Origin of the sequence: Sutcliffiella sp. FSL R7-0096 (assembly GCF_038595065.1) — a bacterium.
GTDB lineage: Bacteria > Bacillota > Bacilli > Bacillales > Bacillaceae_I > Sutcliffiella_A.
In genome coordinates, this window is sequence record NZ_CP152003.1 from 2,158,976 (window position 1) to 2,173,906 (window position 14,931).

Genomic DNA, 14,931 nt, shown 5'->3' on the forward strand with positions numbered 1-14,931 from the left:
ACCATATAAGTTCAACTATGCAAGGGAAAGGGGACCGAACTTTGCTTGACCAGATGTCTCAAGAGAAAAAAGATAGATTCCGTTTACTACTCCAGCAGCTAGAATTGACAAGTGATGATATTTTTCCTTACTTTGCAGAGGCTGGAATTGAAAAACTGACCGTAGAAAAGACCACTAAAAGATGGCACTTCCACTTTGTATTGGAAAGAATACTGCCAGCGAAAGTATATGACCTTTTTTATGAGAAACTGACAAAAAGTTTTGCACATATTGCAAATGTGTCCTTTTCATTGTCGGTACAGGACCGTTCATTTGAAAACACCTATATCGCGGATTATTGGCCAATCTGTCTAAAAGAGCTGCAAGCATGCTCCCCGCCTTTATTGATGCTTTTAAATGGACAAGTTCCCACTTTGCAAGGAAACAAGCTTTTGCTAAAAGCCAGAAATGAAGCCGAAGCAATCGCGGTGAAAAAAAAGCTCAGTACTACGATCTGTTCCACCTATGAAGGATTTGGTTTCCCAACATTCATACTTGATACAAGCCTTTCACATTCAGAGGAGGAGTATCAGCAGTTTGTGGAGCAAAAGCAACAAGAGGATAAACAGAAGGCTTTGGCTGCAGTTACAGAAATGCAGAAAAAGGATGCTTCTAAGGATGACAATGCAGTCAGCGGACCGGTAATGATCGGCTATACAATTAAGGACGACGCTGAAATTAAGACGTTGGCGGAGATTGTGGAGGAAGAAAGACGTGTAGCGGTACAAGGATACGTTTTTGATGCAGAAACGAAAGAACTGCGTAGTGGCAGAACTTTGTTAACCTTCAAGATTACCGACTATACAAATTCCATCATGGTGAAAATGTTCTCGAGGGACAAGGAGGATGTGCCCCTTTTACAAGCAGTCAAAAAAGGAATGTGGCTAAAGGTTAGGGGAAGCATCCAGAACGATACGTTCGTCCGTGATCTTGTCATGATGGCCAATGACATAAATGAGTTCAAAGGAAAGGAAATAGTGGACACAGCACCAGAGGGGGAAAAAAGGGTCGAGCTGCATTTGCACACCCCGATGAGCACCATGGATGCTGTAAGTTCCATTTCCAACTTGGTGGCACAAGCAAAAAAATGGGGCCATGAAGCCATCGCCGTGACGGACCATGCCGTTGCACAAGCATATCCCGAAGCATATGCGGCAGGTAAGAAGAACGGTGTGAAAATACTATATGGGTTAGAAGCTAATCTGGTGGATGATGGTGTGCCAATTGCCTACAATCCCGCTCATCGTAATCTAGCAGAGGAGACCTATGTTGTTTTTGACGTAGAAACAACAGGTTTATCCGCCATGTACGATACGATTATCGAGCTTGCGGCGGTGAAGGTGAAAGGCGGAGAAATTGTCGACAGGTTTGAATCTTTTGCAAACCCGCATCATGCCCTTTCAGCTACCACCATCAATCTAACAGGCATTACCGATGATATGGTAAGGAATGCGCCGGAAGTGGGAGATGTCTTAAAAGATTTTTCCGAGTGGATGCAAGATGATATTCTCGTGGCGCATAATGCAAGCTTTGATATGGGCTTTTTAAACATCGGATTCCAACGGATAGGCCTTGGCAAAGCCAAAAATCCTGTCATTGATACGCTGGAATTGGGGCGCCTGCTCTTTCCATCCTTGAAAAATCACCGGCTAAACACCCTCTGTAAAAAGTTTGATATTGAATTGACCCAGCATCACCGGGCAATCTATGATGCGGAGGCAACAGGATATCTTTTGGTAAAAATGCTAAAAGATGCTTTTGAAAAAGGAATTACCTATCATGATGAACTGAATGACCATTCCGGTACGACGGATTCCTACAAACGAGCAAGGCCATCACATGTGACATTGCTTGCAATAAATGATATTGGTTTGAAAAACATTTTTAAAATCGTCTCTATCTCGCACATGAACTACTTTTTCCGCGTTCCAAGGATTCCGCGATCTCAGCTACAGAAGCTGCGAGAAGGAATCATTGTCGGCACGGCTTGCGATAAGGGTGAGGTTTTTGAAGGCATGATGCAGAAATCACCGGATGAAGTGGAAGGCATCGCTGAATTCTATGATTATATCGAAGTTCAACCACCAAGCAATTATGCCCACTTGTTAGAGCTCGAACTTGTGAGAGATGAAAAAGCCCTTAAAGAAATTATCACCAATATCGTCAAACTTGGTGAAAAGCTGGAGAAACCAGTAGTTGCGACAGGAAATGTCCATTACTTAAAAGAAACGGATAAAATCCATCGTGAAATCCTTGTACGTTCTCAATCAGGGGCTAATCCGTTAAACAGGCATCAGCTTCCAGATGTCCACTTTAAAACGACGGATGAAATGCTTGCAGCCTTTTCATTTCTGGGTGAAGAAAAGGCGAAAGAGATTGTAGTCACCAACACGCAAAAGATTGCAGGGATGATAGAGGAAATCAAACCGATCAAAGACGACCTTTATACCCCGAAAATCGAGGGTGCTGATGAAGAGATCAGAGAGATGAGCTATTCAAGAGCGAGGAGCATATATGGGGAAGATCTTCCCGAGATTGTGGAAAAGCGAATTGAAAAAGAATTGAAGAGCATTATCGGCCATGGATTTGCCGTAATTTATCTGATCTCCCAGAAGCTTGTTAAGAAATCACTAGATGATGGATATCTGGTTGGTTCACGTGGATCTGTCGGTTCCTCTTTTGTTGCAACCATGACGGAAATTACAGAGGTTAATCCACTGCCTCCGCATTATGTTTGTCCATCATGTAAACTTTCCGAATTCTTCGATGATGGATCGGTTGGTTCCGGATTTGACTTGCCAGATAAAGACTGCCCGAATTGTGGAGAAGCATTTACAAAGGATGGGCATGACATTCCGTTTGAAACCTTCCTTGGTTTCAAAGGGGACAAGGTGCCCGATATCGATTTGAACTTCTCTGGGGAGTATCAGCCGAGAGCCCATAACTACACAAAGGTTCTGTTCGGTGAGGAATATGTTTTCCGTGCAGGTACAATAGGTACGGTTGCTGATAAAACCGCCTACGGTTATGTGAAGGGGTATGCCAATGACCGCAACCTTATCCTCCGTGGCGCAGAAGTAGACAGGCTGTCTTCCGGTTGTACAGGTGTTAGAAGGTCGACGGGTCAGCATCCCGGGGGAATTATCGTAGTACCAGATTATATGGATATATTTGATTTTTCTCCTATCCAGTATCCAGCAGATGACCAGAATTCAGAGTGGAAAACGACCCATTTTGATTTCCACTCCATACATGATAACCTGCTTAAGCTGGATATCCTGGGACATGATGATCCGACCGTTATTAGAATGCTTCAGGATCTTAGTGGCATTGACCCTAAAACCATCCCGACAGATGATCCGTATGTAATGAAAATATTCAGCGGGACGGACTCTCTTGGGGTAACAGAAGAGCAAATCATGTGTAAAACCGGAACACTTGGTATTCCGGAGTTTGGAACCCGTTTTGTCCGTCAGATGTTAGAGGATACGAAACCTTCCACTTTCTCAGAACTTGTACAGATTTCCGGACTATCCCATGGTACGGACGTTTGGCTCGGGAATGCCCAAGAGCTTATCCATAATAAAACTTGCACGCTTAGTGAGGTTATCGGGTGTCGTGATGATATTATGGTGTATCTTATCTATAAAGGGCTGGACCCTTCAATGGCATTTAAAATCATGGAATCTGTCCGAAAAGGGAAAGGGCTGTCAGATGAGTTCAAAGAGGAAATGATCAAGAATGATGTGCCTGCATGGTATATTGATTCCTGTTTGAAAATAAAATACATGTTCCCGAAGGCACACGCCGCTGCCTATGTTCTCATGGCGGTTCGTATCGCCTATTTCAAAGTTCATTTCCCATTGATGTATTATGCTGCGTACTTTACCGTCCGTGCAGACGACTTTGACATCGACACGATGGTAAAAGGGTCTGCCGCAATCCGTAAAGTGGTGGAAGAAATCAATGCGAAAGGCCTGGAAGCATCGCCGAAGGAAAAGTCTTTGCTAACAGTGATGGAACTGGCTCTCGAGATGAGTGAACGCGGATATTCCTTTAAAAAGGTGGACTTGTATAAATCCAGCGCAACTGATTTCTTGATAGAAGGAGATTCCCTTATCCCTCCTTTCAACTCCATTCCGGGGTTAGGGACCAATGCCGCCATCAATATTGTAAATTCAAGGCAGGATGGGGAATTCCTATCCAAAGAGGACTTACAACAAAGAGGAAGAATCTCTAAAACGATTCTGGAGTACCTGGACAACCACGGCTGTCTCGAAGGACTCCCAGATCAAAACCAACTTTCACTATTCTAATGTTTATGGGAATTGAACTGGCTTATTCAATCCACCCTGTTGACTGAGTGGAAGATGTGAGACTCCGGCGGGAGGTAGCGGTAGGTCGAGACCCCCAAGCGTTGTGAGGAGGCTTGAGCATCGCCCCGCGGAAAGCGAACATCTGGAACGAAAGGAAACAGGGAGCTGTATGCTGAAAGGTCCGTCAACCCCTGAAAACACTAGAAAGATTTGCATATTCACAGTGGATATGATATATTTACATTGGAAATGCTATATACAGGTAGTTAGCAGAGAGTGGGGAAACCCACTCTTTCGTATTGTGTTCCCATCTTTCTGGCCACCTTGTTCACTTATGTAATTGGAACAGGAACGTTGGATTTCGTATCAACTGTACATAAGCTTGCTTGTTTATGATTCCCTGCTTATCGGCAGGGTCTTTTGTTCAGATTTTAAACACATCGTCTCGCGCTTGCGAAGGAGGAAAATGATGAGCAAAAATGTGACAGAAACGGTGGAAGAACTTGCTCTTCCTATCGTAAAAGAAATGAATGTTGAATTAGTGGATATTGAATATGTAAAAGAAGGATCCTCTTGGTTTTTACGTGTATTCGTCGATAAAGATGGCGGTATCGACATCGAGGATTGCGGGACTGTAAGTGAGAAACTAAGCGAAAAGCTTGATGAACTAGATCCAATCCCTCACAATTATTTTCTCGAAGTCTCCTCGCCTGGTGCGGAGCGACCTTTAAAGAAAAAGGAAGACCTTGAAAAAGCTGTCGGCAAATATGTAAATATTAAAACCTACGAACCGATTGATGGATTAAAGTCTTTTGAAGGAGATCTTCTTGACTTCGATGGAGATACAATCAAACTCTCCATGACAATCAAAACACGTAAAAAAGAAGTATCCATTCCATATCCAAAGGTTGCGAAAGCACGTTTGGCAGTCAGGTTCTGATAAATTATCCACCTGATAGACCGTCCCATCGCACATTTTATGGAGACTGGTCACTAAAAAATGAAGTATAGGTATATTAAGGGGGACATGGTTGTATGAGCAGCGAGTTATTTGATGCTTTAACCCTGATGGAAAAGGAAAAGGGCATTAGCAAAGATGTAATTATTGAAGCGATTGAGGCTGCACTTATATCTGCTTACAAACGGAATTTCAATCAAGCACAAAATGTACGAGTTGATATGAACCTTGAAACAGGTACAATGCGCGTATTTGCACGAAAAGATGTAGTAGAGGAAGTTTTTGATTCCCGTCTTGAAATTTCCGTTCAAGAAGCACGTCAAATCAATCCGAACTACCAAGAAAACGATGTTGTGGAAATTGAAGTGACGCCTAAGGACTTCGGCCGCATTGCAGCACAGACTGCAAAACAAGTGGTCACACAGCGTGTCAGAGAGGCTGAGCGTGGAGTCATTTATTCGGAATATATCGAACGTGAAGAAGATATCATGACAGGTATTGTTCAACGACTTGATTCCAAGTTCATATATGTGAGCCTAGGGAAAATTGAAGCTTTGCTTCCAGTCAATGAGCAAATGCCTAATGAACATTATAAGCCTCATGATAGAATAAAAGTGTTCCTCACAAAAGTGGAAAAAACCACGAAAGGTCCACAAATTTTTGTTTCCCGTTCTCACCCAGGACTTTTAAAGCGTCTTTTTGAACTTGAAGTTCCAGAAATTTATGATGGTACAGTGGAAATAAAATCCGTTGCGCGTGAAGCCGGAGACCGCTCCAAGATCTCCGTACACTGTGAAAATCCGGAAGTAGATCCGGTAGGCGCATGTGTAGGACCAAAGGGACAAAGGGTGCAAGCAATTGTGAATGAACTTAAGGGAGAAAAAATCGACATCGTACGTTGGTCTAAAGATCCTGTTGAATTCGTTGCCAATGCATTAAGCCCTTCTAAAGTACTGGAAGTTCAAGTTAATGAAGAAGAAAAGGCTACGACAGTCATTGTTCCTGATTATCAGCTTTCGCTAGCAATAGGTAAACGTGGACAGAATGCACGACTTGCTGCCAAGCTAACTGGCTGGAAGATTGATATCAAGAGCGAGTCTGAAGCAGAAGAACTAGGAATCTACCCGAGTCTGTCTTTATCCAAAAACGACACAGATGAGCTCGATGATGATTTCTACGATGAAGAAAATGAGTGATATTAAAAGAAGGTGAACCCGGTGAACAATCGCAAAAAGGTGCCAATGCGTAAATGTGTGGCAAGTCAAGAACTGAAGCCGAAAAAAGAATTGATACGTATTGTACGTTCTAAAGAAGGCGAAGTTTCCATTGATCCTTCCGGTAAGAAATCAGGTAGAGGGGCATATCTTGCAAAAAACAAGGACAGCATCCTCCTTGCTAAAAAGAAAAATATCTTAGCCCGTCACCTAGAAGTAACGATTGATGATTCATTGTATGATGAATTACTTCAACTGGTAGAAACGGAGAACGGCTCAGCACATGAATAATCAATGGCTATCTATTGTCGGTCTTGCCACTCGGGCAAGAAAGACCATAACAGGGGAAGAACTTGTCATTAAAGAAGTAAGGGCAGGAAATGCAAAACTGGTGCTGATTGCCAGCGACGCTTCTGCCAATACCATGAAGAAATTGAATGATAAATGCACGTACTATAAAGTGCCGATAAGAACGGTAGACGATCGGTATGAGTTAGGTCGAGCAATAGGCAAGGATGCGCGAGTGTCTGTAGCCATACTAGATGAAGGGTTTGCAAAAAAACTCCTTACAATGCTCGATTAATCTTTGGGGGTGAATGTATGACGAAATTACGCGTGTACGAATACGCTAAACAAAAGAACGTATCAAGTAAAGATGTCATCACAAAACTAAAAGAAATGAATATTGAGGTATCAAACCATATGGCAACATTAGACGAAGACACTATCCAAAAATTGAACGGTCCAGATAAAAAAGAAGCACCAAAGAAAGCAGCACCACAAAATACTGCTTCTGCACCTAAGAAGCAAAATAACAACCAATCTCAAGGCGGCGGTCAAGGCGGAAAAGGCAAAAACACTTCTTCACCTAAAAAGCCATTTAACAACAGCAATAACAATCATTCCTCTAAAGGGAAAAAGAAACAAAACAATAAACAAAACCAAAACCGTGGACAACAACATGCTCCGCCACAACCTGTGAAGAAAAAAGAAACACCTTCCAAAATTACATTCACTGGTTCCCTGACAGTTGGTGAATTGGCCAACAAGCTAAACAAAGAGCCTTCTGAAATAATCAAAAAGCTCTTGATGCTTGGCGTCATGGCGACCATCAACCAGGATCTTGACAAAGATTCCATCGAATTGATCGCAGGCGAATACAATGTGGAAGTGGAAGAGGAAATTATCTTCGAAGTAACCGATTTTGAGGGCTACGATTCAGAAGATACAGAAGAGGTAATGGAAGAGCGTCCTCCAGTTGTTACGATCATGGGCCACGTTGACCACGGTAAAACAACGCTTCTTGACTCCATCCGTAATACAAAGGTTACTGCAGGTGAAGCAGGTGGAATCACTCAGCATATCGGTGCGTACCAAGTAGAAGTGGAACAAGGCAAAAAAATCACGTTCCTTGATACTCCTGGGCATGCAGCGTTTACAACAATGCGTTCCCGCGGGGCACAAGTTACTGATATCACAATCCTAGTTGTGGCAGCAGATGACGGTGTTATGCCTCAAACAGTGGAAGCAATCAACCATGCAAAAGCCGCAGAAGTACCAATCATCGTTGCCGTTAACAAAATGGATAAAGAAGCTGCCAATCCTGACCGTGTTATGCAGGAATTAACAGAGCATGGACTAGTGTCAGAAGCTTGGGGTGGAGATACTATCTTTGTACCACTTTCCGCTTTAAGTGGAGAAGGCATCGATACATTGCTTGAAATGATCCTTCTTGTATCTGAAGTGGAAGAATACAAAGCTAATGCAAAACGAGCGGCTTCAGGTACGGTTATCGAAGCACAGCTTGATAAAGGTAGAGGTTCTGTTGCTACCCTTCTTGTTCAAAAAGGAACACTCCGTGTTGGAGATCCAATTGTTGTAGGAAACACGTTCGGCCGTGTTCGTGCAATGGTCAATGATCTTGGACGCCGTGTTAAAGAAGCTGGTCCATCTACACCAGTTGAAATAACTGGTCTTAATGAAGTTCCACAAGCCGGAGACAACTTCATGGTGTTTGCTGATGAAAAAACGGCTCGTAACGTTGGGGAAGCACGTGCTCAAAAGCAACTTCAAGAGCAACGCAGCGAAAAAACACGTGTAACACTTGATGACTTGTTTGAACAAATCAAGCAAGGTGAAATGAAAGAAATCAACTTGATTGTGAAAGCGGACGTTCAAGGTTCTGTAGAAGCGATGGCTGCTTCCCTCCAGAAAATTGATGTAGAAGGCGCTAAAGTGAAAATCATCCATACTGGCGTTGGTGCCATCACGGAATCTGATATCATTCTTGCCTCCGCATCCAATGCGATTGTCATTGGTTTCAACGTTCGCCCAGATGCTGGTGCGAAACGTACAGCAGATGCTGAAAACGTTGATATCCGTCTTCACCGTATCATCTATAAAGCGATTGAAGAAATTGAAGCGGCAATGAAAGGCATGCTTGACCCCGAGTTTGAAGAAAAAGTGATCGGTCAAGTGGAAGTACGCCAGACGTTCAAAGTTTCTAAAGTCGGAACAATCGCGGGTGCATATGTAACAGAAGGTAAAATCACTCGTGATTCCAGCATTCGTCTAATTCGTGACGGGATCGTTATTTTTGAAGGAGAACTTGATACACTCAAGCGTTTCAAAGATGATGTTAAAGAAGTTGCGACAAACTACGAATGTGGTGTAACAATCAAGAACTTTAACGACATTAAAGAAGGCGACATCATCGAAGCGTACGTAATGCAAGAAATCGAAAGAAAATGATTGGATATATAGAGTGTGACTGTATGATCTATGATGCTCAATCTTTGAAGGAAAAAAGAGCAGTCCTTCAGCGTGTTATGACGAGGTTGAAGCAGAGGTTCAACATATCCATTTCAGAGATTGATCATCAGGACGTATGGCAACGGACGAAGATTGGAATAGTATCCATCTCTTCTTCCAAATCCATCACCGAGAAAGAATTGCAAAAAGTGCTCGACTATCTGGATTCATTTCCAGAGATAGAGCGGGCAGAAACTTCGCTTGATTGGCTTTAAAGGGGTGAAAGGTATGACACTCAGATCAAACCGAGTTGGAGAGCAAATGAAAAAAGAGCTTTCCGATATCATTGGTCGTAAAATCAAAGACCCTCGTGTAGGCTTTGTAACAGTAACGGATGTACAGGTTACGGGAGATCTTCAACAAGCCAAGGTATTCATTTCTGTGCTTGGAGACGATGATAAAAGACAAGACACATTGATTGGCTTGGCGAAAGCAAAAGGCTTCATCCGCAGTGAGATAGGACGCAGAATTCGCCTGAGAAAAACTCCAGAGCTTTTCTTTGAATTTGATGAATCCATTGCTTACGGTAATCACATCGAAAGCCTGATACATGAATTGAATAAAAAAGACTCCGATTCTGATGATGAAGAGTAACAGAAAAGGATAGGCAGCAGTTGTCTATCCTTTTTGTTGACTCTAATGATTGCTTGGATTAACTCCCTGTTGATTTGCGTTTCTGGTGTTCGCTATCCGCAGGACGATGCTTGAGCCTCCTCACAACGCTTTGGGGGTCTCAACCAACCATTCCTCCCGCAGGACAAGGAAGGCTTCGGCAGCGATTCATCGCACGAAGAAAATGCTTTAGTATTTTCGAGGAGTCTCACACCTTGCACTCTAATCAACCGGGCGAATATGATTTACTTAATTGAATTGTGATATTCCAACTTTAAGGAAAGGGGTGGCTCACCATGGACGGCATTTTGATATTGAACAAGCCTAAGGGATTCACTTCACATGACTGCGTATTCAAAGTGAGAAAGATATTGAAAACAAAAAAAGTCGGCCACACCGGCACACTAGATCCCGAAGTGACCGGAGTCCTGCCTATCTGCATAGGTAGAGCGACCAAAGTTGTTGAATTCCTAACAGCAGAAGAAAAAACATATATAGCGGAAGTGACCATAGGGACTGCTACCACAACAGAAGATCAGACAGGGGAGGTCGTGGAAGAAAAAAGTGTGGACAACCCGATACCAAAGGAAAAGATACTTTCCGTCCTTCATCAGCTAAAAGGGGAGATTGAACAAACACCTCCAATGTACTCAGCTGTAAAAATAAACGGAAAAAAGCTTTATGAGTATGCAAGAGAAGGGAAGGTAATCGACAGACCTTCACGAAAAGTGACGATTCATGATATCTTCCTAACAAGCGACATTACATATATAGAAGAGAGAGGTCAGGTTCGTTTTTCTTTTCAAGTAAATTGCAGCAAAGGTACCTATGTAAGAACTCTTGCCGTACAAATAGGAGAACTGCTCGGTTATCCAGCGCATATGTCATATTTGACAAGGGTATCTTCAGGAAACTTCACCATTGATCATGCGATCACACTGGAACAACTAAGTGAGCTCGCAGAGAAGGGTGCTGTAGGGGAACATCTATTGCCTATGGAAAAAGCATTAAGTTCATTGCCTAAGTTGGACATTAATGATAAAGTAGCAGAGAAAGTGTATAATGGTGCGGTTTTGCCGTATCCAGAAAATATCGATGAATCGAATGAATACTTCAGTGTGTTCCATGATGATAAATGTTTGGCCATCTATATGAAGCATCCATCAAAGCCAGGCCTGATGAAACCGAAGAAAGTATTTCATAACTAATTGGTGTATGAAGGTTCTGCATGATTAATTTAGATTTAGGTGATAAATGATGAAAGTTGTGTATTTGGAACACCCGCATTCCCTGAAAATAGAAGAGTGTATGCCTGCTACAGTCGCTCTCGGTTTTTTTGATGGCATCCATCTCGGGCATCAAAAAGTGATTAGCGGTGCGTTGAACAAAGCGAAAGAATTAGGAACTGCAGGTGCAGTAATGACGTTGGATCCACATCCATCCGTCGTTTTGAGAAGAACCGTCCAGCATGTCCGCTACATCACTCCTCTTTCTGAGAAAATAAGGCTCCTTGCTTCTTTAGGGGTGGATATCTTATATGTGGTGAAATTCGACATGTCCTTTGCATCGCTAGTACCCCAGGATTTTGTAGATCAATATATTATCGGATTGAATATCAAGCATGTGGTGGCCGGATTTGATTATTCATATGGCAGTCTTGGCAAAGGGACAATGGAGACCCTTCCGTTTCATTCAAGAGGGCAATTCAATCAGACTGTTGTTGAGAAATATACCACTAATGACTTGAAAGTAAGTTCCACTTACATAAGAGAACAGTTGAGAGAAGGGAAAGTGGACGAGTTGCCGCATACTTTGGGAAGGTATTATCATGTGCGAGGGAAAGTGGGGCATGGTGAAAAAAGAGGTCGTACGATTGGATTTCCAACAGCCAATGTCGTCCCGGACGATGACTATGTGATTCCTAAGACAGGTGTTTATACTGTTCGCATGTATGTGAATGATAACTGGGTGAATGGAGTGTGCAACATCGGCTACAAACCTACTTTCCATGAGCAAGAAAATGAGAACCTTCCATCTATCGAAGTCCACCTGTTGGATTTTGATCAACAGATCTATGGGGAAGAGGTTATCATAGAGTGGCATAATTGTATCAGGGAAGAAAAGAAGTTTTCTGGTGTGGATGCGCTTGTTACGCAAATCAAAAAAGACAAGGAGAAAGCAGAAGAGTATTTTCAAAAAAACATACACGATACTTGCTTTTTAACCTAAAAAGAGGTATGCTATTAAACGTACTAAAACCATTGCTTGGCAAGTCGAATCACCAACGCTTGCTCGGTAATAGGGGTTTTTACTATTAAGGAGGTGAATAGGATGGCTATTACACAAGAGCGTAAACAAGAACTTATCAATGAGTTCAAGACTCACGAATCTGACACTGGATCTCCAGAGGTACAGATCGCTGTCCTAACAGAACAGATCAACAACCTAAACGAGCATTTACGTACTCACAAGAAAGATCACCACTCACGTCGTGGTCTATTGAAGATGGTTGGTAAGCGTCGTAACTTACTAACTTACCTTCGTAACAAGGATGTAACTCGTTACCGTGAACTAATCAACAAATTAGGTTTACGTCGATAAGTTTGTCAGAAAAAGCGGGAGAATTCCCGCTTTTTTATTAGTATTTTAGAAGATATTTTCAAAAGTTGCTGTAGGGCGTTTTATTTCGGTAATTTTTTTCCTATACATGCTGGAATTCTATTGATATGTAGTAGTTATTTCGTTCATACTATACATAATACTAAATTTTTTTCACATAGACTGTTTTCTTTAGGAAGAAGAAAGTCAATACATATTGGAAGTTAGAGAGGGGTTAGACGAACTCATGGGACAAGATAAACAAGTCTTTTCTATCGATTGGGCTGGAAGAAACCTGACGGTAGAAGTAGGACAATTAGCGAAGCAAGCAAATGGAGCGGTAATGGTCCGTTATGGAGATACGGCTGTGCTAAGTACTGCAACCGCTTCAAAGGAACCGAAGAAACTAGATTTCTTCCCACTTACAGTAAATTATGAAGAAAGATTATATGCCGTTGGTAAAATCCCTGGAGGATTCATTAAGAGAGAGGGACGTCCAAGTGAGAAGGCTGTATTGGCAAGTCGCTTGATCGATCGTCCAATCCGTCCGCTTTTTGCCGATGGGTTCCGTAATGAAGTACAAGTTATCAGCATCGTGATGAGTGTGGATCAGAACTGCTCTTCCGAAATGGCAGCGATGTTCGGTTCTTCATTAGCACTTTCGGTTTCCGATATTCCTTTCAAAGGTCCTATCGCAGGTGTCACAGTAGGAAGAATTAACGACGAGTTCGTCATTAATCCTAATGTAGAGCAACTTGAAAAAAGTGATATCAACTTGGTTGTAGCTGGAACTAAGGATGCAATCAACATGGTTGAAGCTGGTGCTGATGAAGTTCCGGAAGAAGTGATGTTAGAAGCAATCATGTTTGGTCATAACGAAATTAAACGTTTAATTGCATTCCAAGAGGAAATTGTACAGGCTGTTGGAAAAGAGAAAACAGAGGTCACTCTTTATGAAGTGGATAAAAACCTTGAACATGAAATCCGTGCTCTTGCTGAAGAGAAAATGACAAAAGCTGTTCAAGTCTTTGAAAAGCACGCTCGTGAAGCTGCTATCAAAGAGGTAAAGGCAGAAGTTCTTGATCGCTATGAAGAACAAGAAGTAGAAGCGGATGTTCTGAAGCAGGTCAACGAAATCCTAAGCATGCTTGTGAAAGAAGAAGTAAGACGCCTAATCACAGAAGATAAAGTACGCCCAGATGGACGTAAGAGCGATGAGATCCGTCCGCTTGCTTCCGAAGTCGGCCTATTACCTCGTACTCACGGTTCCGGTCTATTTACACGTGGACAAACTCAAGCATTGAGCATTTGTACACTAGGGGCACTTGGTGACGTTCAAATTCTTGACGGATTGGGAATTGAAGAAGAGAAACGTTTTATGCATCACTATAACTTCCCATTATTCAGTGTGGGGGAAACAGGTCCGATGAGGGGCCCTGGACGTCGTGAAATCGGACATGGTGCTCTTGGAGAGCGTGCCCTTGAACCGGTTATCCCTTCCGAGAAAGACTTCCCGTACACAGTTCGTCTTGTATCAGAAGTTCTTGAATCCAATGGTTCCACTTCACAAGCAAGTATCTGTGCAAGCACACTTGCCATGATGGATGCGGGTGTACCTATTAAAGCTCCTGTAGCGGGTATTGCAATGGGACTAATTAAAAAAGGCGAGCATTATACAGTTCTTTCTGATATTCAAGGCATGGAAGATCATCTTGGAGATATGGACTTCAAAGTTGCTGGTACCGCTAAAGGTGTAACAGCACTTCAAATGGACATTAAGATTGAAGGTCTTTCCCGTGCCATCCTGGAAGAAGCGCTTCAACAAGCAAAAATTGGACGCATGCATATTCTTGACTCCATGCTTGCTACAATTGATGAGTCACGTAAAGAGCTTTCTCCATATGCACCGAAGATTTTGATGATGAGCATTAATCCTGATAAGATTCGTGATGTTATCGGGCCTAGCGGTAAACAAATCAATAAGATTATTGAAGAAACTGGAGTTAAAATCGACATCGAACAAGATGGAACGGTATTTATCTCTTCCATTAATATGGAGATGAACGACAAGGCGAAGAAAATCATCGAGGATATCGTACGTGAAGTCCAAGTGGGCGAAATTTACATGGGTAAAGTAAAACGTATTGAAAAATTCGGTGCATTTGTTGAGCTATTCAGTGGAAAAGATGGACTGGTGCACATTTCCGAACTTGCAGAAGAACGTGTGAAACAAGTGGAAGATGTTGTGAAACTTGGAGAAGAAGTTCTTGTTAAAGTAATGGAGATCGATAAACAGGGAAGAGTGAATCTTTCTAGAAAAGTCCTTCTTAAAGAGAAAAAAGAAAAAAATGAGCAAATGTCCTAATATGGAAGCCTGGTTTGA

The 14,931-nt window shown here is 42.4% G+C and carries 12 protein-coding genes; all 12 read left to right on the forward strand.

The genetic code is table 11. The features are described 5' to 3' along the window. Positions 1-53: 53 nt before the first annotated feature. The gene (locus MKY77_RS10940) at positions 54-4,355 is read left to right on the forward strand and encodes a PolC-type DNA polymerase III (protein WP_342515717.1); all 4,302 of its coding nucleotides are present in this window, start codon (positions 54-56) and stop codon (positions 4,353-4,355) included. Between the two features lie 469 nt (positions 4,356-4,824). Then, positions 4,825-5,295 carry a ribosome maturation factor RimP gene (gene rimP / locus MKY77_RS10945; RefSeq protein ID WP_339149788.1) on the forward strand — a complete coding sequence of 157 codons (471 nt, stop codon included), beginning with the start codon at positions 4,825-4,827 and terminating at the stop codon, positions 5,293-5,295. Positions 5,296-5,390: 95 nt separating this feature from the next. Continuing rightward, a complete protein-coding gene (gene nusA / locus MKY77_RS10950) occupies positions 5,391-6,509 on the forward strand; it encodes a transcription termination factor NusA (RefSeq protein WP_339145840.1) in 1,119 nt (372 codons plus the stop codon). Positions 6,510-6,530: 21 nt separating this feature from the next. Further along, complete coding sequence (locus MKY77_RS10955; RefSeq protein ID WP_339145841.1) at positions 6,531-6,818, forward strand: YlxR family protein; 288 nt, start codon at positions 6,531-6,533, stop codon at positions 6,816-6,818. Next, positions 6,811-7,110, forward strand: coding sequence for a YlxQ family RNA-binding protein (locus tag MKY77_RS10960; RefSeq protein ID WP_339145842.1), 300 nt, complete (start codon positions 6,811-6,813; stop codon positions 7,108-7,110). Before MKY77_RS10955 ends, MKY77_RS10960 begins: the two co-directional genes overlap by 8 nt. A 17-nt stretch (positions 7,111-7,127) precedes the next feature. Continuing rightward, complete coding sequence (gene infB / locus MKY77_RS10965) at positions 7,128-9,278, forward strand: translation initiation factor IF-2 (RefSeq protein ID WP_339145843.1); 2,151 nt, start codon at positions 7,128-7,130, stop codon at positions 9,276-9,278. Next, a complete protein-coding gene (locus tag MKY77_RS10970) occupies positions 9,275-9,553 on the forward strand; it encodes a DUF503 family protein (protein ID WP_148986460.1) in 279 nt (92 codons plus the stop codon). Before infB ends, MKY77_RS10970 begins: the two co-directional genes overlap by 4 nt. A gap of 13 nt (positions 9,554-9,566) precedes the next feature. Continuing rightward, complete coding sequence (rbfA, locus tag MKY77_RS10975; RefSeq protein WP_339145845.1) at positions 9,567-9,932, forward strand: 30S ribosome-binding factor RbfA; 366 nt, start codon at positions 9,567-9,569, stop codon at positions 9,930-9,932. 314 nt (positions 9,933-10,246) lie between these two features. Further along, entirely contained in the window at positions 10,247-11,158 is a 912-nt protein-coding gene (gene truB / locus MKY77_RS10980; RefSeq protein ID WP_339145846.1) for a tRNA pseudouridine(55) synthase TruB, read from the forward strand. 49 nt (positions 11,159-11,207) lie between these two features. Next, the gene (gene ribF, locus MKY77_RS10985) at positions 11,208-12,179 is read left to right on the forward strand and encodes a bifunctional riboflavin kinase/FAD synthetase (protein ID WP_339149789.1); all 972 of its coding nucleotides are present in this window, start codon (positions 11,208-11,210) and stop codon (positions 12,177-12,179) included. Positions 12,180-12,281: 102 nt separating this feature from the next. Beyond that, positions 12,282-12,551, forward strand: coding sequence for a 30S ribosomal protein S15 (gene rpsO / locus MKY77_RS10990; protein ID WP_047970912.1), 270 nt, complete (start codon positions 12,282-12,284; stop codon positions 12,549-12,551). A gap of 244 nt (positions 12,552-12,795) precedes the next feature. Continuing rightward, entirely contained in the window at positions 12,796-14,913 is a 2,118-nt protein-coding gene (gene pnp / locus MKY77_RS10995; RefSeq protein ID WP_339145848.1) for a polyribonucleotide nucleotidyltransferase, read from the forward strand. Positions 14,914-14,931: the final 18 nt, after the last annotated feature.